The organism is Edwardsiella sp. A.80236, assembly GCF_044540725.1.
Classification (GTDB): domain Bacteria; phylum Pseudomonadota; class Gammaproteobacteria; order Enterobacterales; family Enterobacteriaceae; genus Edwardsiella; species Edwardsiella tarda.
Genome location: NZ_JBIUCY010000009.1, coordinates 113,038 through 135,987, shown reverse-complemented (window position 1 = coordinate 135,987; position 22,950 = coordinate 113,038). Strand labels below are relative to the sequence as shown.

General features: G+C 57.5%; 19 protein-coding genes and 1 pseudogene. 16 read left to right on the top strand and 4 right to left on the bottom strand.

The genetic code is table 11. The features are described from left to right. Positions 1-62 precede the first annotated feature (62 nt). Entirely contained in the window at positions 63-1,388 is a 1,326-nt protein-coding gene (rclA, locus tag ACEQFP_RS09780) for a reactive chlorine resistance oxidoreductase RclA (protein ID WP_370545885.1), read from the top strand. Positions 1,389-1,515: 127 nt separating this feature from the next. Next, on the top strand, positions 1,516-2,097 hold the full coding sequence (locus ACEQFP_RS09775; protein ID WP_205438369.1) for a hydrolase: 582 nt from the start codon (positions 1,516-1,518) through the stop codon (positions 2,095-2,097). A gap of 72 nt (positions 2,098-2,169) precedes the next feature. Here the strand turns inward: ACEQFP_RS09775 and ACEQFP_RS09770 are convergent, their stop codons facing one another. Both ACEQFP_RS09770 and ACEQFP_RS09765 read right to left on the bottom strand, forming a co-directional pair. Next, positions 2,170-3,783, bottom strand: coding sequence for a phosphoethanolamine transferase (locus ACEQFP_RS09770; protein WP_205438368.1), 1,614 nt, complete (start codon positions 3,781-3,783; stop codon positions 2,170-2,172). 322 nt (positions 3,784-4,105) lie between these two features. Continuing rightward, positions 4,106-5,854: a penicillin-binding transpeptidase domain-containing protein gene (locus ACEQFP_RS09765; RefSeq protein WP_370545884.1), complete on the bottom strand. Its 1,749-nt coding sequence runs from the start codon at positions 5,852-5,854 to the stop codon at positions 4,106-4,108. A gap of 371 nt (positions 5,855-6,225) precedes the next feature. Here ACEQFP_RS09765 and ACEQFP_RS09760 point away from each other — a divergent pair, with 371 nt between their 5' ends. Next, positions 6,226-6,972 carry a LuxR C-terminal-related transcriptional regulator gene (locus ACEQFP_RS09760; protein ID WP_370545883.1) on the top strand — a complete coding sequence of 249 codons (747 nt, stop codon included), beginning with the start codon at positions 6,226-6,228 and terminating at the stop codon, positions 6,970-6,972. Here ACEQFP_RS09760 and ACEQFP_RS09755 read toward each other — a convergent pair. Both ACEQFP_RS09755 and ACEQFP_RS09750 read right to left on the bottom strand, forming a co-directional pair. Next, positions 6,916-7,335, bottom strand: coding sequence for a universal stress protein (locus tag ACEQFP_RS09755; protein WP_370545882.1), 420 nt, complete (start codon positions 7,333-7,335; stop codon positions 6,916-6,918). The two genes, ACEQFP_RS09760 and ACEQFP_RS09755, sit on opposite strands and share 57 nt — an antisense overlap. Before the next feature lie 215 nt (positions 7,336-7,550). Next, positions 7,551-8,705 carry an iron-containing alcohol dehydrogenase gene (locus ACEQFP_RS09750; RefSeq protein WP_370545881.1) on the bottom strand — a complete coding sequence of 385 codons (1,155 nt, stop codon included), beginning with the start codon at positions 8,703-8,705 and terminating at the stop codon, positions 7,551-7,553. Between the two features lie 901 nt (positions 8,706-9,606). Between ACEQFP_RS09750 and flhD the strand changes: the two are divergent. From flhD to ACEQFP_RS09685, 13 genes and pseudogenes are all read left to right on the top strand, one after another. Then, a pseudogene (gene flhD / locus ACEQFP_RS09745) lies at positions 9,607-9,950 on the top strand (flagellar transcriptional regulator FlhD). Between the two features lies 1 nt (position 9,951). Then, positions 9,952-10,533, top strand: coding sequence for a flagellar transcriptional regulator FlhC (flhC, locus tag ACEQFP_RS09740; RefSeq protein ID WP_370545880.1), 582 nt, complete (start codon positions 9,952-9,954; stop codon positions 10,531-10,533). A gap of 156 nt (positions 10,534-10,689) precedes the next feature. After that, on the top strand, positions 10,690-11,580 hold the full coding sequence (motA, locus tag ACEQFP_RS09735) for a flagellar motor stator protein MotA (protein WP_370545879.1): 891 nt from the start codon (positions 10,690-10,692) through the stop codon (positions 11,578-11,580). Further along, on the top strand, positions 11,577-12,575 hold the full coding sequence (gene motB, locus ACEQFP_RS09730) for a flagellar motor protein MotB (RefSeq protein ID WP_205438361.1): 999 nt from the start codon (positions 11,577-11,579) through the stop codon (positions 12,573-12,575). The genes motA and motB overlap by 4 nt, the downstream gene beginning before the upstream one ends. 9 nt (positions 12,576-12,584) lie before the next feature. After that, a complete protein-coding gene (gene cheA / locus ACEQFP_RS09725; RefSeq protein WP_205439201.1) occupies positions 12,585-14,675 on the top strand; it encodes a chemotaxis protein CheA in 2,091 nt (696 codons plus the stop codon). A gap of 68 nt (positions 14,676-14,743) precedes the next feature. Beyond that, positions 14,744-15,238: a chemotaxis protein CheW gene (gene cheW, locus ACEQFP_RS09720; RefSeq protein WP_005284624.1), complete on the top strand. Its 495-nt coding sequence runs from the start codon at positions 14,744-14,746 to the stop codon at positions 15,236-15,238. A gap of 186 nt (positions 15,239-15,424) precedes the next feature. After that, positions 15,425-17,101 (top strand): methyl-accepting chemotaxis protein, encoded by a 1,677-nt coding sequence (locus tag ACEQFP_RS09715; RefSeq protein WP_370545878.1) that lies wholly within the window; start codon positions 15,425-15,427, stop codon positions 17,099-17,101. A 137-nt stretch (positions 17,102-17,238) separates the two neighbouring features. Further along, positions 17,239-18,816 carry a methyl-accepting chemotaxis protein gene (locus tag ACEQFP_RS09710; protein ID WP_205438359.1) on the top strand — a complete coding sequence of 526 codons (1,578 nt, stop codon included), beginning with the start codon at positions 17,239-17,241 and terminating at the stop codon, positions 18,814-18,816. 56 nt (positions 18,817-18,872) lie between these two features. After that, positions 18,873-19,748, top strand: coding sequence for a protein-glutamate O-methyltransferase CheR (gene cheR / locus ACEQFP_RS09705; protein ID WP_205438358.1), 876 nt, complete (start codon positions 18,873-18,875; stop codon positions 19,746-19,748). Then, positions 19,745-20,797, top strand: coding sequence for a chemotaxis response regulator protein-glutamate methylesterase (locus tag ACEQFP_RS09700; protein WP_005293033.1), 1,053 nt, complete (start codon positions 19,745-19,747; stop codon positions 20,795-20,797). The genes cheR and ACEQFP_RS09700 overlap by 4 nt, the downstream gene beginning before the upstream one ends. Before the next feature lie 94 nt (positions 20,798-20,891). Beyond that, positions 20,892-21,281, top strand: a complete 390-nt coding sequence (gene cheY, locus ACEQFP_RS09695) for a chemotaxis response regulator CheY (protein WP_370545877.1) — start codon at positions 20,892-20,894, stop codon at positions 21,279-21,281. A gap of 9 nt (positions 21,282-21,290) precedes the next feature. Beyond that, positions 21,291-21,926: a protein phosphatase CheZ gene (cheZ, locus tag ACEQFP_RS09690; protein WP_370545876.1), complete on the top strand. Its 636-nt coding sequence runs from the start codon at positions 21,291-21,293 to the stop codon at positions 21,924-21,926. A 179-nt stretch (positions 21,927-22,105) separates the two neighbouring features. Beyond that, the gene (locus ACEQFP_RS09685; protein ID WP_370550246.1) at positions 22,106-22,945 is read left to right on the top strand and encodes an EamA family transporter; all 840 of its coding nucleotides are present in this window, start codon (positions 22,106-22,108) and stop codon (positions 22,943-22,945) included. Positions 22,946-22,950: the final 5 nt, after the last annotated feature.

Sequence of the window (22,950 nt, the reverse complement as noted above, 5' to 3'; positions counted from 1 at the left end):
CGTAACCTAAGCGCATTGGACATACCGTCCATTATTCATTTTATTGGACGCAGGAGAACCCCATGACACACTTTCAGAATGTAGTGATCGGCTTTGGTAAGGCGGGAAAGACGCTGGCAGCCGACTTGGCGCGGCGTGGTGAGTCGGTGGCGTTGATCGAGCGCTCAGCGCAACGCTATGGCGGAACCTGCATTAACGTCGGCTGCATTCCCACCAAGACCTGGGTACACGACGCCGAGGCGGCGGTGCCTTTCCCCTTGGCGGCGCAACGGCAACAGCACCTGGTCGCCCAGCTGCGGGAAAAGAATCGCCAGATGTTGGCGGACTTGGCCACGGTGACCCTGATCGATGGCCAGGCTCGTTTCGTGGATGCCTATACCCTGGCAGTGGAAAATGCCCAGGGCGAGCAGATGATCCGCGCCGAGCGAATCTTCATCAATACCGGGGCTCGCTCGACCCTGCCGCCGATCCCCGGGTTAGCCGAGTCGGCACAGGTATATGATAGTGCAGCGTTATTACAGTTGACGACCTTACCGCGGCGCGTGGCGATCCTCGGTGCTGGCTATATTGGCATCGAGTTTGCGTCGTTACTGCGTCGCTTCGGCGCCGAGGTCCTGCTGTTGGAGGCCAGCGAGCATTTCCTAGCGCGTGAGGATCGTGACATCGCCGAGGCGGTCGCGACCCTCTTGCGTGACGAAGGGGTCGATCTGCGCCTGGCGACGCAGGTCACACGGGTGTTCGAGCAGGGGGATGAGGTCTGCCTTGAGGTCGCCGGCGCGATCTTGCGGGCCGACGCTGTGCTGGTGGCCTCGGGACGCACGCCTAACAGCGCGGGACTGGCGCTGGATCGGGCCGGTGTGGCGGTCGATGCGCGCGGCGCCATCGTGGTCGATGAGCAGTTACGCACCACGCAACCTCATATCTGGGCGCTGGGGGATGTCAATGGCGGGCCACAGTTTACCTATATTTCATTGGATGATTTTCGCATCGTGCGTGATGCGTTGTATGGCGAGGGGCAGCGCCGCACCGGCGATCGCGGCGCCGTTCCCTATTCGGTCTTTATCAGCCCGACGCTATCGCGTATCGGTCTGAACGAGGAGCAGGCCCGGGCGCAGGGCGTTCCGTTCACGGTGGTCAGTTTACCCGTCAGCGCCATCCCGCGAGCCCATACGCTGAACGACACGCGTGGTGTACTGAAGGCGCTAGTGCGGCGCGATAATGGTCAGATCCTGGGGGCGACCCTGCTGTGCCGTGACTCCCATGAGATGATCAATCTGCTGAAGATGGCGATGGACGCCGGTTTGCCATACAGCGTGTTGCGCGATCAGATCTATACCCATCCGACGATGAGTGAGGCGTTTAACGAGCTGTTCGCCCGCGTGGCGTGAGGCCATCTCGGCTCACATTTGCTAACACAATGATGAGCGCGGGATACGTGTCGGTCCGGCACCTTGGTTACACTGTATCCACAGGCGGCGATGTGTCGATCGCCGCAGAATCGTCACGAGGAGCGCCATGATGCTACAGTTTAATCCGGCCACTACGGCCCTGGTCCTGATCGACTTACAGCAGGGGATCTTGCCCTTCGCCGCGGCGCCCTGTGAGGGGGAGACGGTGGTGCGCCGAGCCGTACGGCTGGCCGAGGCCTTTCGTGCCCGAGCGTTGCCGGTGGTGCTGGTGCGCGTCGGTTGGTCGCCCGATGGCGGCGACGCGTTGCGTCAGCCGGTGGATCAGCCATCGCCAGCGCGCACACTGCCGGATAACTGGTGGCACTATCCCGCATCGCTGCAGCCGCAGCCGCAGGATATCCAGGTGATCAAGCATCAGTGGGGCGCCTTTTATGGTACCGACTTGGATCTGCAACTGCGTCGACGTGGCATCGATACCTTAGTATTAGGCGGTATCTCGACCAATATTGGCGTGGAGTCGACGGCGCGTAGCGCCTGGGAGCATGGCTATGGGTTACTGCTGGCCGAGGATCTCTGCGCCGCCGCCGATGAGGTTCAGCACCGTCATAGCCTACAGTATATTTTCCCACGCATCGCCCGGGTGACACAGAGCGACGCCATCTTGGCGGCGCTGGCGGCGAACGGATAACGCGTGCCGGGGGCGGTGCGGAACAAGAAAGCGTAAGGGCGCCGAGCGGCGCCCTTACGTCGGGAGGCGAACTTAGTGGCGCCGCTGTGCCGCCGAGTCTGGCACAATGAAGGGATCGTCCTCTAACGAGTCGTAAGGGACCTGTTTCAGGGCGAAGTTCTGCACCATCACCTTGGCGGGGATCGCCTTCTGTCCGGAGATGAAGCGGTAACGATCGACGATCTCTTGACTCTGGATCCCGGTCCAATCGGAGAACAGGTGCAGGAAGTCATGGGCCGAGCGCCGCGCCTTGATCACCGTACGGCGGGTATCGCCGGAGGAGAGGATCATTAACGGGACTTGATAATCCTGGCGGTAGCGGTCGTGGTGGGCCAGAAATTCGCTACGCGTTCCCTTCTCATGGAAGGCCAAGCCGTGATCAGAGAAGTAGATCAACGAGAAGTTTTGTCCACTCTGTTGCAGCTGGCCGTACAGATCGCGTAAGAACTGATCGGTTTGGGTGATGCTGTACAGGTAGCAGGAGGTCTCCTTGGTATGGACAAAGGTGGTGAAGTGGTTGTTGGTGCGATCACAGGCCTTCGGATGCGAACCGATCAGGTGATAGACGATCAGCTTAGGCCCATTGCTCGGTGCGTCTAGCGCCGATTGCGTAAACTTCAGCAGATTCATGTCAGAGGTGGACTTATCGTCTTCGAAGTCACCCTGCTTGAGGAAGCGGACCTCATCGGCACGCTTGGCGATGCTGGCGACGATGGTGTCATATTTACCCAACTGCCCCTGGTTAGAGAACCAATAGGTCTGGAAGCCGGCTTTTTTCGCCAGCGTAATAACGCTGTTTTGGTATTCGGCCTGGCCATCACGCACCAAGTTCAGCGTCTGCCCTAGCGATTTTTGCGTCGAAGGCGCCGCCGAGAGGTAGTCATTAAAGAAGATTCCGTTGACCTGGCTGGCGAATGGGGTAGTGGGCCACTTGCCACCAAAGGCCCCCAAGGCATCACGCCGTGCGCTCTCGCCGATCACCAACACATAGACCTGATGCCGCGGTTTTACCGCCGTGACATGCCACGTGTCGGGGACAGAGGCCAGTTTCTGCATCCGCGCCATCTCTCTATCCACCTCTAGCTTACCGGTGGTGGTGTCTTCGATAAAGCGCACCACCGGGTAGCCGGTATCGTTCAGGCGGAAGTCACCGCCGGCGCTGAGATTCGTTACCGGTGTCAACAGCAGACCCGCTAAGGCGAGCAGCAGATAGAGCGTCTTAGGAACCCCCCAGCGTTTCTCGCGCGGTATCGGGCGCCAAACCAGCAGGCCGCCGAGTAGCAAGATAAATAGCGCGATCAGATAATCCCAGAAGGGGAAGATCTGTGCCATCTCACCGGCCTCTTCCGGGTTGGTCGAGTAGAGCGCCAGCACGGAGTTAAAATTAGGCGGGCCGAAGACGCGGCCAAAGGGATAATACAGGCCGGCCACCAGGGTACAGAGCAGCAAGAGCACGCGCTGTGCGCGCGGCAGATAGTGCGCCAATAGCAGGAAGACGCTGGCGAAGCCTAACGCATAGAGGGCGCTAAAGGGATAGCCTAAGCCCAGATTGATCAAGCTCGCAAGGATCAGGTAAAGCAGCGGGTAAGGGGTTAATAATTCGCCACAGCATGCTTTGATGCGTAACAGGAGTTCTTTTATTTTCATGTTTTTTCTGCACAAGATGCGCTGGTGATCCTGACTCACCGTAATGAACCGCCAACGCTCCGGTTAGTCGGTGTAATGTTTCGCAGAGCTGCTGCTGGAGAGGGGATCCGGGCGGGTCGGATTCGGTCCGGCTAGGCAGCATGAAGATAATCTGAGCCAGAGGGAATAGCAACCGCTAGCGCAGTGAATATCTGTGATAAACAGAACAAATCGTTCAGGTTAATTGTATTCTATTTCACCGGGATGATGACGCGCTCCCTGCCCGGTGCAGCATGCCCCACTGCACCGAGACTGATGGCTGAAAGTATAAGTTAAAAATATCTTATGTACCAGAGTGTTGCATCACTTCGCTATGCTGGTTAAGGGTGATGGCCTGATCGGTCAAGGCATCGGGTGGAATATTCATGTGGCGCAGCACATCCCCCATGATTTGTCCGAACACCGGGCCGGCGACCGAGCCGCCGAAGTGCTTGCCTGCGGTGGGGTGGTTGATCATCACCACCAGGGCGACGCGTGGGTTGCTCGCTGGAGCGACGCCCGCGGTATAGTTGATATAGCCGCCATCATATTTACCGTCGCTGCCCATCTTCTCTGCGGTACCGGTCTTGATCGCCAGGCGGTAGCCGGGGACGGCCGCTGCCACGCCGCTACCGCCGGGTAGGGCATCGCTCTCCATCATATGGACCACGGTGCGCACGATGTCTGCATCGATTACCCGGGTGCCGATCACCGGTGGGGTCACTTTCGTGATCGATAAGGGCCGGAACAGGCCGAAGGCGCCGATGGTGGCGTACTCACGCGCCATCTGTAACGGCGTGATGCGCAGGCCATAGCCGAAGGAGAAGGTCGCGCGCTCGATATCCGACCAGCGCTGGCGATGCAACGGAAAGTAGCCGCTACTCTCGCCGCTGATCCCCAGGGCCGTCGATACGCCCAAGCCAAAGCCATGGTACAGATTGACCAGCACGTCGGCAGGCATCGCCAGCGCGATGTGTGAGACACCGATATCGCTCGACTTCTGTAGGATGCCGGTGATGGTCAGGCGTGGCCAGTGGCCAACGTCACGGATCAGGTGACCGTTGACCGGGTAGGGCGTGGTATCGATGACCGAATCGGGACGGATCAGGTGGCGTTGGAGTCCCGCCATCACCACCAGCGGCTTCACCGTGGAGCCTGGCTCAAAGCTGTCGGAGATGGCGACGTTGCGCATATCTTGCTGCGCCACACCTTGGTAATTGTTCGGGTTGAACGAGGGGTAGCTCGCCATGCCAAGAATTTCGCCGGTATTGACATCGACCAATACGGCGGCGCCGGAGTCAGCCTGGTTACGCAGTACCCCATCGCGTAGGTGAGAGTAGAGGGCATACTGCAGATAACGGTCGATGCTCAGCGCCAGGGTCGGTGCCTGCTGCGCCGGATCATCCTCCATCAGGCCGACCACATGACCGTAGCGATCCTTACGATAGAGGCGATAACCGGGTTTACCCTGTAATAAGGCGTTGAAACCATGCTCTATGCCGTTCAATCCCTGCTGATCGAGGCCGACAATACCGAGTAAGGGGGCCGCCGCCGCGCCCATCGGGTAGTAGCGACTCGCGTCATTGGGGGTCGTGATTCCGGTGATATGCAGCTTGGCAATATAGTCGGCGATCTCCGCCTCGACCTGGCGGCCAAGGTAGATGAAGCGTCGCTGACTATTTTGCAGGATTTTGTCGCGCACGCTATCCAGTGGTTGGGAGAGGGCGCTGGCCAGGTAACGCCACTGTGGGCTGGAGAGTTGTGGGTCGTGCTCGAGGACGCGTAGCGGATCGGCGATCACATCGTTGGAGGCGACGCTGACAGCCAGGGGTTGGCCGTTACGATCGGTGATAGTGCCGCGCAACGGGTGTGTCACCAGTTCGCGTAGCGAGCGTTGGTCGGCCTCTTTTTCTAGCTGCGGTTGCTTCATTAATTGGAGGTAACCGACGCGTAATAGCAGTAACAAGAGAAAAACAGCGATGCCAATATAGATCAGCACAAAGCGGCCGGAAAAATAGTTGACTCTAACGTTCTGAGGGCTTTTTTTGCGCATAAAATCGTCTATGACGGAAGGTAATAAAATAACGACAATTCATAGCACTATAAATTAGCTGGGGCGGCGGGTCAGCGTGGCGAAACATTTATACGTAATAAAGACCAGGTTGAAATAAATAGCCATACAATGCTGCGAATATGAGCGGGGAGAAGGGGGGGCTGATGAGGCTTGGGTTATCAAGCAAGCGCTTAGCTTAACAGGAAATATCTTTACAAGATAAGGAAAAATATTTGTCAAGTTGTTCGAATTCTCCAAATAGCCAGCGGGCGGGGGATGGGGGATACTGACCCAAACATACAGTCGGAATACGGCGGTAGATTCAGTGTCGGCCAAGGCGTTGGCTTACGCACAGGAGAGATAAAAAACCAATGAGTGCAGTGGCAGAGCCCCCTCTTTTCCTGTCTACAGCGGCTCGCGATCACCATGATAACCCTGAGCGAGCGACGTTGGTGATGGATTGTGACCGCTTCTTTTGCGACAGTCTGAGGCGCTATGTGTTGGCGGACGATCGACCGGTAGTGCAGGAGACGTGTTACGCGCGTCTGTTTGAGCGGGCGATGAATCAATCGGTGGGGCATGTGATCGCTGAATTATATACTCGCCACGATGCCCCCATCGATGCCTTATTGAGCTTGCTACGCTTACGCGCTTATCGCCCCGCCTTGCCCATCACGGTGATGACCGACATCGTCGATCCCGCCGTCTTGGCGGCGCTACATAGCCTGGGGACGTTGAGTCTACTCTCGAAGCGTGAGACGCTGCCGCAACTGGCGCAGGCTTATCGACACGCGCTCACCCGGCCCCATGTTAGCCCACGTATTGTGAATAAGATGCGCCGTCATCCGACGATCACCCCGATGACTTTTCCTGAATGGAAGGTGGTGGCGATCCGTAGTCGAGGGGGGGACACCTACCAGATCGCCGACTATTTGGGCATCCATCATAAGAGTGTTAACTACCGCCAACGTGGGATCATGCGCAAACTGGCCTTTGCCAGTAAGCCTGAGTATCTGCGCTTTCTCGGGGCAATGAGTGCGAGCCCGCTCGCCATCGTTGCCTCAGAGCGCGACCAACAGCACGTCAGTATGGGTGCGATCGATGAGCAGCCCCGATGAGCTCAGCAGACGTTTAAAGAAGCCCTCGTAATGATTACCGCAGATCAACAGTTCGATGCGTTGGCGTTGGCAGGTGTCGACGATACAGTCGATTAACTCACCGTTGCAAATATACGTCTGGGTAATAGGGTAATCGATGCGTTGGCCCAATTGTGCCAGAAACAGGGCCGCCTCCTCATGCAGTAAGTGGCGCATATCGGCGAGAAGAGGGCCGGCATAGGTACAACACATATCCGCTTCATGACATAGCGTGAGTAGGCTAATGCTGGCCCCGGTGGGGCGTGCGATAGCGACCGCTTTCTCTAATAAAATGTGGCTATCGGCGTCTTGGGCCACGGCGACCAGGATAGTGTGATAACTCATGCGACGCCTCCTTGTGTTGAGCGTGGATGGCAGATGACGGAGGTGCGGGCACGCGGTCAATCGATGATGAGGCCGCGGAGTTGTGCCTGAGCGAGGTCATTCTGTTGCCGGGTGTGCTGCACTACGCTGAAAAATAAATAATACAAAAATGCCCTAGGGCGCAGTGAGGCCGGGTTCACAGAGTGCCCCCGCAGGCGGGCGCGGGCCGCCGCGACTCAGTAGCTCAGGCTGAGTAGGCGGCGCACGACGACCTCATCCATATCTTGCCGCTCGCCCAATGGCAGCAGGCCAAAATGGCGGAGATTGTCGATCACCGCTTCAATACACGTCTCGCCGAGGCCGCAGGCACTAAGGCGCGTAGGCATGCCCATATCGCTGAAGAAACGTTCGGTCTGTTCAATGGCCGCAGTGATGCGTTGCTCTTCGCTTCCTTGCCGGATTCCCCATACACGCTCGGCGTATTGCAGCAGCTTGAGTCGTTTATCTTGCCGTTGTACCCGCATCACTGCCGGTAATAGGATGGCGAGAGTCAGGGCATGGTCCAGTCCATACAACGCAGTGAGTTGGTGACCGATACGATGGCTCGACCAGTCCTGCGGCACGCCGACGCCCAGTAAGCCATTGAGTGCCATACTGGCGGCCCACATGATGCTGGCGCGAACATCATAGTTTTGTGGCTCACTCAGCGCCCTCGGCCCCTCTTCGATCAGTGTCAGTAGCAGCCCCTCGGCGAAGCGGTCCTGCACGCGGGCGTAGACGGGATAGGTCAGATACTGCTCAATGACATGAACAAACGCATCGACGACACCGTTAGCAATCTGACGGGGCGGTAGGGTATAGGATTTGTGTGGATCCAACACCGAGAAGCGAGGGAAGAGGGCGGGATGGGAGTAGCCCACCTTAGCACCGAGCGCCTGGTGGGTCACCACCGCCGTTGGGTTCATCTCAGATCCGGTTCCCGGCAGGGTCAGTACACACCCCAATGGCAAGACTGCTTGCGGCGGTAGTTTCTGGCTCCACATCGTCCAGACATCGCCAGAATAGTGGGCCGCTGCCGCGATAAACTTACAGCCATCGATGACGGATCCACCGCCTACCGCCAGTAAGAAGTCGATCTGTTTTTCCCGGACGTGTTGCACCGCTCGCATGAGTGTCTCCATGCGTGGGTTCGCCTCAATACCGCCGAACTCAAAGAGGGTGTATCCCGTGAGGGCATGGCGGACTTCATCCAGGTAACCGAATTGATGAGCACTGTGACCGCCGTAGGCGATCAGAATACGTGCCGTTCGCGGAATATGCTGGGCGAGATCGGCGATGCGCTCGCCACCGAACAGGATGCGGGTCGGGTTGTAGTAATCGAAGTTGAACATAAAGAAGGCTCCTCAATGATACGGGGTGGACATGGGGCATTCCTTGGACAATAACCCGTTGGGTTAGCGTCTTCCTCTACGCCATATGGTGACAAGATACCCCATTTTAGGCGATTAAAAACATTAACCCCATTGATGATGCAGCCATATATGGTCGATTTATTCCAACTAATAACGCAGAGTGAGAATAATATGAATGAGGCATCCGCCGCGTATTTCATTATTTCCTAATAAAACTAGGCCAATAACCAAACCTGCCAATATACATATCAGCTGAATGTCTTGTGGGGCCTCTATTAGTCAGAAAATAGAGATTATATGCTGGCGAACTTATCAAGTTAATCTAACTTTATTGTCTCGGCATTCTCTGTTCTACCGTGCCACAGGCAGAGAACTCATATTTTTTGGAATATTTATATAAACATTTGTGAAATTGCAGGATTTAAATCTGAATATGTTTAAAATGGATTAAAAATTGAGCGATAAATGTCCTTTTTATTCAAAAAGTTAACCACATAAAATGCGCACGCCGCGCAACAGGGCGATTTGTGAACTAATTCCGCAAAAATCATACTTTTCTGGGGTGATTTTGTGATCTAGATCACGCTTTTCTCAAATCAAAGGCCTTTGTGCGTTGTGTATGGCCGCCATTCAGGGGTAGAGTTGCTTCGTTTTAAGAATAGTCCTAAGTGTTATCCGTTATTCACCCTCATGTGCATAACGGCGATTTGTATATCAAAAGCACAATTTCTGGCTATGTGGTACGCAACGATCGTGGCCGTCATGCTCCAATTAACATTTGTACGGTTTTCCGCTATCTGACTGAGACCTGCGCCGCGGCGTAGTGAGGGTAGCGGTACGTTTCATTGTGTTGGTCTAGTAAGTCAAGCAGGGTGAGATAATGAGTAGCGCAGAAATACTCAAGCATATTTATGACATTAATCTGTCATATCTATTACTGGCCAGCGATTAATTCATGACGATAAACCTTCCGCGATGTTTCGCTTAGGCATTGATGCGGATATGGCGGAGATGTTGGTGCAACTGACGCTACCTCAGATGGTAAAGTTGGCTGAAACTAACCAATTGGTTTGCCAGTTTCGTTTTGAAAATCATCAGACTATCCAACGTTTGACGCAAGAGTCACGCGTGGATGATTTACAACAGATCCATACCGGGATCTTGCTGTCCAGTCATCTACTACAACAATTGCAGGACGGCTCTGAAGGGAGGAGACGAGACTGAAATGAGCGAAAAGAGCATCATTCAGGAAGCGCGAGATATCCATCTGGCTATGGAGTTGATCACGCTAGGCGCTCGTCTACAAATGTTGGAAAGTGAGACGCAGTTGAGTCGTGGGCGGCTGATCAAGCTGTACAAGGAGCTGCGTGGTAGCCCGCCACCCAAAGGAATGCTGCCATTTTCTACCGATTGGTTTATGACATGGGAGCAGAATATTCACTCTTCCATGTTCTATAACATCTACGCCTTCATGCTGAGCAGCGGTGCTTGCCAGGGTGTAGAAGCGGTGATCCGTGCTTATAAACTCTACTTGGAACAGTGCCTGCCGGCAGGCTGTGACCAGCCCGTCCTGGCGCTGACCCGTGCCTGGACGCTGGTGCGTTTTGTCGAGAGTGGCATGCTGGAGCCGGCCTGTTGTAACGCCTGTGGGGGGCGCTTTATTGCCCATGCTCACCAACCCGCACACAGTTTTACCTGTAGCTTGTGCCAACCGCCATCACGGGCGATAAAAAAACGTAAACTTTCTGAGAATCTTGCCGATATCTTACCACACTTGCTCGCTGAGCAAGAGAAATGTGTGGTGTAACCGGCTGAGGTAATCAGTCCATTCGCGTGTTGCCGTGGGTTTCTCGCCGCGGCGGCACGCCGTCTACGACGGCTATCCGTCTTCGACCCTCCTCTCTCCGGCTTTGTGCCGGCAGGTTACGCCCGACTGTTCATTGCGATCATGTAAGGAATTCACGTGCTGATTCTACTGGGATATGCCGTTGTGCTAATCGCGGTTTTTGGCGGTTACGCGCTTGTGGGGGGCCATCTGGGTGCGTTGTATCAGCCATCTGAGTTACTGATTATCGGCGGGGCCGGCATCGGCGCCTTCATCGTTGGGAATAACGGCAAAGCGATCAAATCGACCTTGCGCACCTTGCCTAAGCTGGCGCGCGGCTCAAAGTACAACAAGGCGTTGTACATGGATGTGATGGGATTGATGTATCAACTGCTGGCTAAGTCGCGCCAGCAAGGGATGCTCTCCCTGGAGCGCGATATCGAAGATCCGAGCTCAAGCGATATTTTCTCCAACTATCCCCGTCTCCTTGCCGACCAGACGTTGATCGAGTTTGTCACCGACTACATGCGCCTGATCATTAGCGGCAACATGAATGCCTTCGAGATCGAGGCATTGATGGATGAAGAGATCGAGACTTTCGAGCAAGAGGCCGAGGTGCCGGCGGGCAGCCTGGCGGCGGTCGGCGATTCGTTGCCAGCCTTCGGTATCGTGGCGGCGGTGATGGGGGTGGTGCATGCGCTGGCCTCGGCGGATCGGCCCGCCGCTGAATTGGGCGCCCTGATCGCCCATGCGATGGTCGGCACCTTCCTCGGTATCTTGCTCGCCTACGGTTTTATTTCGCCGTTGGCCTCGTTGATGCGCCAGAAGAGTGCTGAAACCAGCAAGATGATGCATTGCATCAAGGTGACGCTACTCTCCAGCCTGAATGGTTATGCGCCGCAGATCGCCGTCGAGTTTGGGCGTAAGACGCTCTATTCCACCGAACGTCCTTCCTTTATCGAACTGGAAGAGCATGTTCGTCAGGTGAAAGCGCCGACGAAACAGGCGGCAACGGAAGAAGAAGTATGAAGGGCGGTAAACATCCGGTCATTCTGGTTAAGAAGAAGCGTTCGGGGCATGGTCAGGCGAGTCATGGTGGAGCTTGGAAGATCGCCTATGCCGATTTTATGACGGCCATGATGGCGTTCTTCTTGGTGATGTGGTTGCTAGCCATCGCCAGCCCGCAAGAGTTGACCCGGATCGCCGAATATTTCCGCACGCCACTCAAGGTCGCGCTACAAGGCGGTCAGCGATCTAGCGATAGCTTTAGCCCTATCCCTGGCGGCGGCGATGATGTGACACAGAAGAGCGGAGAGGTGCAGCGGTTTGCAGCCGATCCCGACCCAGAGCAGCGTGCTGAACAGCTGCGTCTGAAGCGTCTGCGTGAGCGGCTAGAGAAGGTGATCATTAATGATCCGCGCCTGAAGGCATTGCGTCCTCATCTGATGATTAACATGATGGATGAAGGGTTACGAATTCAGATTATTGATAGTCAAAATCGACCGATGTTCCAGAATGGTAGCGCGCGTGTCGAACCCTATATGCGTGACATCCTACGCGCCATCGCGCCGATCCTGAATGAACTGCCGAACAAGATTAGCCTATCCGGTCATACGGATGATCTTCCCTATGCCAACGGTGAGCGTGGTTACAGCAACTGGGAATTGTCGGCGGATCGGGCCAACGCCTCGCGCCGGGAGCTGGTCATCGGTGGCCTGGCGGGTAATAAGATCCTGCGGGTGGTAGGGATGGCGGACACGATGAACTTACGCCATTTGGCCGGCAACGCGGCCGTCAACCGACGTATCAGTATCCTGGTGTTGACGAAAGCCGCACAAAGCCGGATCGAGCATGAGGATGCGGATGGCGGCAATGCGGTCGAGATGGCGCAGCCGACGGTCAGCGAACAGTGGCAGCGCATCGGCGCCGCGAGCGGTCAGCCGGCAACGACCCCGTTTATCCCGACGCCGCTGGCGCCGATGAATGACCACGTCAAAATTCCGAGCGCGATAGACAAGAGGTGACCTGTGAGCATGGATATTAGCGCGTTTTATCAAACCTTTTTTGATGAAGCGGATGAATTGTTGGCGGATATGGAGCAGCACCTGCTGGCGCTGGATCCGCAACAGCCCGATAACGAACAACTGAATGCTATCTTTCGCGCGGCACACTCGATCAAGGGCGGCGCGGCCACGTTCGGTTTTACTGTATTGCAGGAAACCACGCATCTGCTGGAGAACCTGCTCGATGGTGCTCGCCGGGGTGAAATGCGGCTGAGTACCGAGATCATCAACCTGTTTCTGGAAACCAAAGATATTATGCAGGATCAGCTCGATGCCTATAAGTCCTCTCAGGACCCCGATGCCGCCAGTTTCGAGTATATCTGTCAGGCGCTGAGGCAGTTGGCCTTGGAAGCGCAAGGGGCGACGCCCACTGCGTCAACCAGCGCGGCAGCGCCTAAGCCGCAGACTGCCGCGCCGACGTTACCGGCGGCTTCCGCCGAAGAGCCCGCACCAGCGGCCGCCGGGTTAGCGATCTCTCTGAGCGGACTGAAGGCAAGCGAGGTGCCGCTGATGCTGGAGGAGCTGGCGAATCTGGGGACGATTCTGCAGCAACAAAGCGGCGATGACGCGTTGGATGTGGTGCTGGATACCACGGTCAGCGAAGAGGATATCACCGCGGTGCTCTGTTTTGTGCTGGAGCCTGAACAGATCCATTTTGCCCCCTCATCCGCCAGCGCGCCGATCCCCGAGGTGAGCCTGGAGGAGGCGGCGCTGGCACCTGCCGCCCCCACGGTTGAGCCGGAGGTGGCCACTACGGCCCATCCTGCTGAGCCGAGTGAGGCCCCGGCCCCCCAGGAGAGCGCGCCATCCCATGAACCCGCCGCTTCCCCTGCGACGCGTAGCGCGCCACCCCGCGCCGCCAAAGGCATGGAAAATAGCACCAGCATCCGTGTCGCGGTCGAGAAGGTCGATCAGCTGATCAACCTGGTCGGTGAACTGGTGATCACTCAATCGATGTTGGCGCAGCGTTCTAACATGTTGGATCCCGTCGATCACGGCGATCTCTTGAATAGCCTCGGGCAGTTGGAGCGTAACGCGCGCGATCTGCAAGAGTCTGTCATGTCGATCCGCATGATGCCGATGGAGTATGTCTTCAGCCGCTTCCCGCGCCTGGTGCGCGACCTAGCCAGCAAGCTGGATAAGCAGGTAGAGCTGACGCTATTGGGGAGCTCGACCGAGCTGGATAAGAGTCTGATCGAACGCATCATCGATCCCTTGACCCATCTGGTGCGTAACAGCCTGGATCATGGAATCGAGTCGCCGCAGGTTCGCCAGGCCGCGGGCAAGAGCGCCGTCGGCAATCTGACCCTCTCCGCCGAGCATCAGGGGGGCAACATTTACATCGAGGTCATTGATGATGGCGCGGGATTAAACCATCAGAAGATCTTGGATAAGGCGCGTTCCCAAGGGATGGCGGTACACGACAACATGACCGATGAAGAGATCGGCCTGTTGATCTTCGCCCCGGGTTTCTCGACCGCCGAGAAGGTGACCGATGTCTCCGGGCGTGGCGTCGGCATGGATGTGGTGAAACGTAACATTCAGGAGATGGGCGGCCACGTCGAGATCGCCTCGCGCGAAGGCAAAGGCACGACCATTCGCATCGTCCTGCCGTTGACCCTGGCTATCCTCGATGGCATGTCGGTTAAGGTCAGCGATGAAGTCTTCATCCTGCCACTGAATGCGGTGATGGAGTCGCTCCAGCCGAACGACGATGATCTCTATCCTCTGGCTGGTGGCGAACGCGTGCTACAGGTCCGGGGCGAATACCTGCCGTTGGTCGAACTGCATAGCGTGTTCGATGTGGCGGGGGCGAAAACCGATGCAACTCAGGGCATCGTGGTGATCCTGCAAAGCGCCGGACGGCGCTATGCGCTGCTGGTCGATCAGTTGATCGGGCAGCATCAGGTGGTGGTAAAGAACCTGGAGACCAACTACCGCAAGGTACCGGGGATCTCCGCCGCGACCATCCTCGGTGATGGCAGCGTGGCATTGATCGTCGATGTGGCGGCGCTCCAGAGTATCAACCGGGAAAAACGGGTAGCCGTTTCGGCCGCCTGACTCTTAACGCTGCAACCGGCGCCGCAGCGGCGGCGTCGATGACGATGAATAACGAAAGGTGAACAGACATGACTGGACTGGCTTCCGTAAGCAAGCTGGCGGGTGAGACCGTCGGCCAGGAGTTCCTGGTATTTACGCTGGGTGATGAGGAATATGGCATCGATATCCTCAAGGTGCAGGAGATCCGCGGCTACGATCAGGTAACGCGTATCGCCAATACGCCCGCCTTTATTAAGGGCGTGACCAATCTGCGTGGTGTGATCGTGCCGATCATCGATCTGCGGGTGAAATTCTCGCAACAAGATGTCAGCTATAACGAAAATACCGTGGTGATCGTGCTGAATTTTAGCCAGCGTGTCGTCGGCATCGTGGTAGACGGCGTCTCCGATGTGCTGTCGCTGAGCGCCGATCAGATCCGACCGGCGCCGGAGTTTGCCGTTACGCTCTCCACCGAGTACCTGACCGGCCTCGGTGCATTGGGCGAACGCATGCTGATCCTGGTGGACATCGAGAAGCTATTAAGTAGCGAAGAGATGGCACTGGTCGATAGCGTCACGGCCTAATGGTTGTCCGCCGCCCGCATCTCGGGCGGCGAAGTGGGTGACTTAGCCACGCTGCTCTGGCAGGGTTTCAAAATAAAATATCGGAATTACAGGTTAAAAAAGATTTTTTAACCACCATAGTCGGGTAAAGTTTTCCTGCCGTGCGCCGATATTCTTGAAATCTGATGCAGCAAAGATGAGACGCCCATGTTAAACCGCATTAAAGTTGTGACCAGCTTACTGCTGGTATTGGGGTTATTTGGCCTTTTGCAGATAACCTCCTCTGGAGTGTTCTTTGACGCACTGAAAAGCGACAAGGAAAGCATCACTGTTTTGCAAACTATTCGTCAGCAACAGGCCGCCTTGAATAATAGCTGGGTGGCCCTGATCCAGACCCGCAACACCCTGAACCGCGCTGGGATCCGCTATATGGCCGATCAGAACAATAGCGGTTCCGGTGCGACACTACCCGACCTGCTGCAACTGGCGCAAAGTCAGCTGAAGCAAGCGGAGAGTGAATGGGCGCACTACCATAACCTTCCACGCGTGACCGATCAGAGCGATGACGCGGCCCAACAGGTCGATCAACGCTATGACACCTTACATAACGCCTTGACCGAACTGATACAACTGCTCTCGGCAGGCAACATCAAAGCCTTCTTCGATCAGCCGACACAGCGCTATCAGGATAGCTTCGAGCAGGCCTATAACAGCTATCTGGTGGAGAACGATCGCCTCTACCAGCGCGCGGTCGCGGCTAACAGTGCGGCTTATGATCTATCGCTGTGGCTACTGTTCGGCGTGCTGTTCTGCGTTGCCATCGTCATTGCCGCCGTCTGGCTCGGGATCCAACGCGTGTTGATCCGTCCGCTTCATAGCCTGATGGCCAATATTCGTCAGTTTGCCGTCGGCGATCTCTCTGGACAAATCTCGGTATACGGTAGCAACGAAATGGGGCAACTGGCCGATAGCTTGCGTCACATGCAGGGCGAGCTGATCCGTACCGTGAGCGATGTTCGCCAAGGTTCCAGTGCCATCTACAGCGGTGCGAGTGAAATCTCCGCCGGCAACAACGATCTCTCTTCACGCACCGAGCAGCAAGCCGCCTCGTTGGAGGAGACGGCGGCCAGTATGGAGCAGTTGACCGCCACGGTGAAACAGAACGCCGAAAACGCGCGTCAGGCGAGTCAGCTGGCCTTGAGTGCCTCGGAAACCGCCGAGCGCGGCGGCAAGGTGGTGGCGAATGTGGTGCAGACTATGCATGACATCGCCAGCAGTTCGCAGAAGATTGCCGATATTACCGGTGTTATCGATGGCATTGCCTTCCAGACCAATATCTTGGCGCTCAACGCCGCGGTAGAGGCGGCGCGTGCCGGTGAACAGGGGCGTGGCTTTGCCGTGGTGGCGGGCGAGGTGCGCAACCTGGCGCAGCGTAGCGCGCAGGCGGCAAAAGAAATCAAAGGGTTGATCGAGGAGTCGGTGAGTAAGGTCGACACCGGTTCGGTCCTCGTCGAAGGGGCCGGTGAGACGATGGGCGACATCGTCAACGCCGTGACGCGTGTCACCGACATCATGGGCGAGATCGCCTCGGCCTCTGATGAGCAGAGCCGCGGTATTGAGCAGGTCGCTCAGGCGGTTTCCGAGATGGATCGGGTGACACAGCAGAACGCCGCGTTGGTGGAAGAGTCTGCCTCGGCCGCCGCCTCCCTGGAGGAGCAGGCCAGCCATCTGAATCAGGCCGTGGCCGTGTTCCGCATCGAGATGCAGCGTGAAGAGGAGCCGGTGGTGGCAACGCCGGTGACCACGAGCCGACCGGCCAGTGCCGTCGTGCCACCGAGTAAAGCCAAAGCGGCTGATGACAGCGACAACTGGGAGACCTTCTGATACTCCCGCATGCGGCGTCGGCCAGGAGGCTTGCGCCGCATTTCACCGCCGATCGCTATCGGCCCATGAGTAAGAAGTGAAAAAAATAACAATTGTGCCGGTACCCTACAGCTTGCCGGCTAATGAGGACGCTTATCGTGCTTAACCGAATCCGCCTATCGACCAGCCTGTTTCTGCTGGTGATGCTATTTTGCTTGCTGCAGCTGGCCTCCAACGGCATGTCGTTTCTATCGATACGCGCTGACACCCATAACTATGCACGCGTGCAGCTTTCTAACGAACAGCGTGAGTCGTTGAATCAGACCTGGGTCGCGTTGCTTCAGGTGCGTAATACGTTGAACCGAGCGGCGACCCGTGCGGCATTGCACATTCCTCAGGAGCAGATCGATGCGTTGATGGTAAGAGCGCGCGCCATTCTGAAAGAGGCCGACGCCTCAATGCAGCAATACATGGCCTACTCCGAGAGCGACGAGGAGGATCGCGCACTCGCCCAGCAGACCGCGCAGAGTTACCAGGCACTGAACCAGGCATTGCATGAGTTGGCCTCAATGTTGGAGCAGGGGCAGCTGCAAAGCTTTATGGATCAGCCGACTCAGCGTATTCAAGATCAGTTCCAGGCGCGTGTGCAGACGGTGAATCACCATGTGGAGAAAGAGCTGAAGCAGGGCGGGGAGAATAACCAGTCCTCGTATCATCTCTCCATGATGATGATGCTGCTGACGCTCATCGTCCTGCTGGTGGTGATGGCGGTAGCCATCTGGTGGCTGCGCAACATGCTATTACGACCGCTGGATGTGATGCGAGGCCACTTTGAGCGCATCGCGCAGGGCGATCTGTCGAGTGAGATCCTGGTCTATGGGCGCAACGAGATCAGCCAGCTGTACGCCAGCCTGCGGAGTATGCAGCAGGCCTTGGCGGGCACCGTGCTATCGGTACGCCAGGGTACGGATGCCATCTATACCGGGTTGCAGGAGATCAGCGCCGGTAACAACGATCTCTCTTCACGCACCGAACAGCAGGCGGCCTCGTTAGAGGAGACGGCCGCCAGTATGGAGCAGTTGACCGCCACGGTGAAACAGAACGCCGATAATGCCCGCCAGGCATCGCAGTTGGCGCAGGAGGCCTCACGCACCGCCGGTGAAGGTGGGGAGATCGTGGGCCAGGTCGTGCGTACCATGCATGACATTACCCATAGCTCGCAGAAAATTGGCGATATTACCGGCGTGATCGATGCCATTGCCTTCCAGACCAATATCTTGGCGCTGAATGCGGCGGTCGAGGCGGCACGGGCCGGTGAGCAGGGACGTGGCTTCGCGGTGGTCGCGGGTGAGGTGCGCAATCTGGCGCAGCGTAGTGCCCAGGCAGCGAAAGAGATCAAGGGGTTGATCGATGAATCGGTCAGCCGAGTGAAGCAGGGGTCCACCCTGGTGGAAAATGCCGGGAACACCATGGATAACGTGGTGCGTTCGGTGGTGCGCGTGACCGATATCATGGGCGAGATCAGCTCCGCATCGGAGGAGCAGAGTCGAGGTATCGAGCAGGTCGCACAGGCGGTTACCCAGATGGATCAGGTAACCCAGCAAAACGCCGCGTTGGTCGAAGAGGCTGCGTCGGCGACACAATCGCTGGAGAGTCAGGCCGATGTCTTGTCACGCGCCGTCGCCACCTTCCGTTTACGCAACGATGTGGAAACGGTGGCTAACGGTACCAGCTGATGGGCGATCCGCCTGGCGGATCGCGAAGTTGAAGTAGGCGAATGAACTGGTGAGTGATGACGAATCAAGTACAACAGGCAGCACAGGGGGAAAACAACGTCTCCTCACTGGCAATGCAACGTCTGACGTTGGGGGATGCCCATTTTCGGCGGATCAGCCAGTTGATCTACCAGCGGGCCGGCATCGTACTCGCCGACCATAAGCGTGAGATGGTCTACAACCGGTTGGTCCGTCGCCTACGGGCGTTGAACCTGAATGATTTTGGTGCCTATCTGGCACAGCTGGAGAGTCACCCAGAGAGCGCGGAATGGCAGACCTTCGTCAATGCCTTGACCACGAACCTGACCGCCTTTTTTCGCGAGGCGCATCACTTCCCGATCCTGGCGGAGCATGCGCGCGCCAGGCGGCACAACTATTGCGTGTGGAGCACGGCGGCCTCGACGGGTGAGGAACCTTATTCCATCGCCATGACGCTGGCCGAGGCATTGGGGCCTGCGGCGGTGATGCCGCAGGTGTGGGCGAGTGACATCGATACGCAAGTGTTGGAAAAGGCGCGCCGCGGCATCTATCGCCAGGATGAGGCCAAGCTGTTGAGCGACGCGCAGTTGCAGCGTTTTTTCCTGCGGGGCACCGGGCCGCACCAGGGATTGATCCGGATACGTCATGAACTGGCCCAACGGGTCCATTTTCAGATGTTGAATCTGTTGGACAGCCGTTGGGATCTGCCGGGGCCGTTCGATGCGATCTTTTGCCGTAATGTAATGATCTATTTCGATAAACAAACGCAGGCTAACATTCTGCGTCGTTTTATCCCCTTGTTAAAGCCGGGTGGCCTGCTGTTTGCCGGCCATTCGGAGAACTTCAGCCAGATCTCTCGCGATTTTCAACTACGCGGGCAGACGGTATACGGGCTGACGAAGGAGAGCCGATGAATAAGATCCGAGTATTGTGCGTGGATGACTCCGCGTTGATGCGCCAACTGATGACGGAGATCGTCAATAGCCATCCCGATATGGAGATGGTCGCCGTGGCACAGGACCCCCTGGTCGCACGGGATCTGATCAAAAAATTCAATCCACAGGTATTGACGTTAGATGTGGAAATGCCGCGCATGGATGGCCTCGACTTTTTAGAGAAACTGATGCGCCTGCGCCCGATGCCGGTGGTGATGGTCTCCTCCCTTACCGGTAGGGGATCGGAGATCACGCTACGTGCGCTGGAGCTGGGGGCGGTGGACTTCGTCACCAAGCCACAACTGGGGATCCGTGAGGGGATGCTGGCCTATAGCGAGCTGATCGCCGATAAGATCCGGACTGCCGCCCGGGCTCGTCTGCCGCGTCAACTGAGCGGCCAGACACCGCCGCCCACCCTCAGCCACGGTCCGCTACTGAGCAGTGAGAAATTGATCGCTATCGGCGCCTCTACCGGCGGAACCGAGGCGATTCGTCACGTATTGCAACCGTTGCCGCCGACCAGTCCGGCGCTATTGATCACGCAACATATGCCCCCGGGTTTTACCCGCTCCTTTGCCGAACGCCTCAACAAGCTGTGCCAGATCACGGTGAAGGAGGCCGAGGATGGCGAACGCATCCTGCCGGGTCATGCCTATATTGCGCCCGGCGCGCACCATTTGGAGTTGGCACGCAGCGGTGCCAACTATATCGCGCGTCTGAATGAGGGACCGCCGGTTAACCGCCACCGTCCCTCCGTCGAGGTGCTGTTCGACTCTGTCGCCCGTCACGCCGGTCGTAACGCCGTCGGGGTGATCTTGACGGGGATGGGCAATGATGGCGCGGCGGGGATGCTGCGTTTACACCAGGCCGGAGCCTATACCATCGCGCAAAATGAGGCGAGTTGCGTGGTGTTTGGTATGCCGCGCGAGGCGATTCAGATGGGCGGCGTCGACGAAGTGGTCGATCTGTCCCAGATCAGCCAGCGAATGCTGGCACAAGTCAGCGCCAAGCAGGCGCTGCGTATTTAACCGATAGTCGGCCGCGTCATGCGCGCGGCCATCAACGAATACCTGGTCTTCAGGTTATTGCACCCCGGCTCAAGGGCTTTTTTTAGGAGTTAGTATGGCGGATAAGAATCTGCGTTTTCTGGTTGTCGATGATTTCTCTACCATGCGTCGTATCGTACGCAATCTGTTAAAAGAGCTGGGATTTAACAACGTAGAGGAAGCGGAAGATGGCGCCGATGCACTGGCGAAGCTACGTGCCGGCGGCTTCGATTTTGTGGTGTCTGACTGGAACATGCCCAACATGGATGGTTTGCAGCTGCTGCAGGCGATCCGCGCGGATGGCTCGCTGAACAAGATGCCGGTATTGATGGTGACGGCCGAGGCGAAGAAAGAGAACATCATCGCCGCCGCCCAGGCGGGCGCCAGCGGCTATGTGGTCAAGCCGTTTACCGCCGCAACGCTGGAAGAGAAGCTGAACAAGATTTTTGAAAAGCTCGGGATCTAAGGAGTTACGATGAACGAACATCCGATGCCCGTCACCGATGCTGGCGAGATCATCGCGCGGATTGGTCATTTGACGCGCATGCTGCGCGACAGCATGAAAGAGCTTGGCTTGGATCAAGCCATCGCCCAGGCCGCCGAGGCCATCCCCGATGCGCGTGATCGCCTGGATTATGTGGTACAGATGACACGTCAGGCCGCCGAGCGCGCCCTGAACTGCGTCGAGGCGGCCCAGCCGCGTCAGACCTTGATGGAGCAGGAGTCGAAGGCACTGAAGCAACGTTGGGATGACTGGTTCGCGGATCCGATCGAGTTGGACGAGGCCAAGGTACTGGTCACGGATACTCGCCAGTTCTTGAGCGCGGTACCGGAGCATACCGCCTTCACTCACAGCCAGCTACTTGAGATCATGATGGCGCAAGATTTTCAGGATCTGACCGGTCAGGTGATCAAGCGCATGATGGACGTGATCCAGGAGATCGAAAAGCAGCTATTGATGGTATTGTTGGAGAACATGCCGGAACAACCGGCCAAACCGAAGCGTGAGAACGAGAGCCTGTTGAATGGCCCGCAGATGAACCAGAACGGTCCGGGTGTGGTCGCCAACCAGGAGCAGGTCGACGATCTGCTGGACAGCCTGGGATTTTAAGCGCGATAGCGGTACCGTTGTGCGAGCGTCAGGCCACCTTAGGGTGGCCTGTTTTATTTGGTTGTCGTCATGGCAGCGCGTGCCGCGCCGGTTATGCTAGGAGAGCGTAGATGTCAGCCGGAGTGGCCGACAATGCCGCGCTGACTCACTGTTTATAGCGGGAAGGGATACCATCGCAGATGACCACCGCGGTTTTTATTGCCGTTCTGTTTGCCGCGCTGCTGCACGCCAGCTGGAATGTGCTGGTGAAAGGCGGCGCGGATCGCTTTGTCAGCGTCGCGCTGGTGGCGCTGTTTGCTGGGCTGACAGCGCTGCCGTTACTGCCGCTATGCGCCGCGCTGCCGGCGGCCGCCTGGTACTGGCTCGCGCTGTCGGTGCTGGTTCACACCGCCTACAGCCTGTTTCTCAGCCGGGCCTATAGCCATGGCGATCTGGGGCAGATGTATCCGCTGGCCCGGGGGTGTGCTCCCCTATTGGTGATGTTGTTCAGCCTGCTGCTGCGGGAGACCCCCTCGTTTTTGGCGACCGCCGGCGCACTGATCCTGATAGGCGGGGTACTGCTGATGGCCCTGCGCGGCGCGAGCCGACGCCCGCTGAGCGGCGCCGCGCTGCGTGATGCGCTGCTCAGCGCGCTGTGTACCGCCGGCTACACCCTGACTGACGGTGCCGGCGCGCGGGCGGCGGGGGATGCGCTGGGATATACCCTGTGGTTGTTTGCGCTCAATGGGGGCGTGATGCTGGTATGGCTCTGGCAGCGTCAGGGGGCGCGCACCGGCTATCTGATACGCAGCACCTGGCGCCGGGGATTGGCTGGGGGCGCGATGTCGCTGTTGGCCTATGGCATCGTCATCTGGGCGATGACGCAGGCGCCGATCGGCATCGTCGCAGCCTTACGCGAGAGCAGCGTGTTGTTTGCGCTACTACTGTCGGCCTGCCTACTGCATGAGCCGCTGGGGCGGGCACGGGTGACGGCCGCGCTGGTGATCCTCTGCGGTGTGCTGCTGACCCGCCTAGGGTAGGTCAG

Coding starts and splice junctions, on each gene's coding strand:
- cheY (WP_370545877.1), top strand. CDS start 20,892: ATGGCGGATAAGAATCTGCGTTTTCTGGTTGTCGATGATTTCTCTACC.
- motB (WP_205438361.1), top strand. CDS start 11,577: ATGAAGGGCGGTAAACATCCGGTCATTCTGGTTAAGAAGAAGCGTTCG.
- ACEQFP_RS09770 (WP_205438368.1), bottom strand. CDS start 3,783: ATGAAAATAAAAGAACTCCTGTTACGCATCAAAGCATGCTGTGGCGAA.
- ACEQFP_RS09700 (WP_005293033.1), top strand. CDS start 19,745: ATGAATAAGATCCGAGTATTGTGCGTGGATGACTCCGCGTTGATGCGC.
- ACEQFP_RS09765 (WP_370545884.1), bottom strand. CDS start 5,854: ATGCGCAAAAAAAGCCCTCAGAACGTTAGAGTCAACTATTTTTCCGGC.
- cheZ (WP_370545876.1), top strand. CDS start 21,291: ATGAACGAACATCCGATGCCCGTCACCGATGCTGGCGAGATCATCGCG.
- ACEQFP_RS09750 (WP_370545881.1), bottom strand. CDS start 8,705: ATGTTCAACTTCGATTACTACAACCCGACCCGCATCCTGTTCGGTGGC.
- ACEQFP_RS09760 (WP_370545883.1), top strand. CDS start 6,226: ATGAGTGCAGTGGCAGAGCCCCCTCTTTTCCTGTCTACAGCGGCTCGC.
- flhC (WP_370545880.1), top strand. CDS start 9,952: ATGAGCGAAAAGAGCATCATTCAGGAAGCGCGAGATATCCATCTGGCT.
- ACEQFP_RS09755 (WP_370545882.1), bottom strand. CDS start 7,335: ATGAGTTATCACACTATCCTGGTCGCCGTGGCCCAAGACGCCGATAGC.
- cheW (WP_005284624.1), top strand. CDS start 14,744: ATGACTGGACTGGCTTCCGTAAGCAAGCTGGCGGGTGAGACCGTCGGC.
- ACEQFP_RS09685 (WP_370550246.1), top strand. CDS start 22,106: ATGACCACCGCGGTTTTTATTGCCGTTCTGTTTGCCGCGCTGCTGCAC.
- ACEQFP_RS09715 (WP_370545878.1), top strand. CDS start 15,425: ATGTTAAACCGCATTAAAGTTGTGACCAGCTTACTGCTGGTATTGGGG.
- ACEQFP_RS09775 (WP_205438369.1), top strand. CDS start 1,516: ATGATGCTACAGTTTAATCCGGCCACTACGGCCCTGGTCCTGATCGAC.
- rclA (WP_370545885.1), top strand. CDS start 63: ATGACACACTTTCAGAATGTAGTGATCGGCTTTGGTAAGGCGGGAAAG.
- cheA (WP_205439201.1), top strand. CDS start 12,585: ATGGATATTAGCGCGTTTTATCAAACCTTTTTTGATGAAGCGGATGAA.
- cheR (WP_205438358.1), top strand. CDS start 18,873: ATGACGAATCAAGTACAACAGGCAGCACAGGGGGAAAACAACGTCTCC.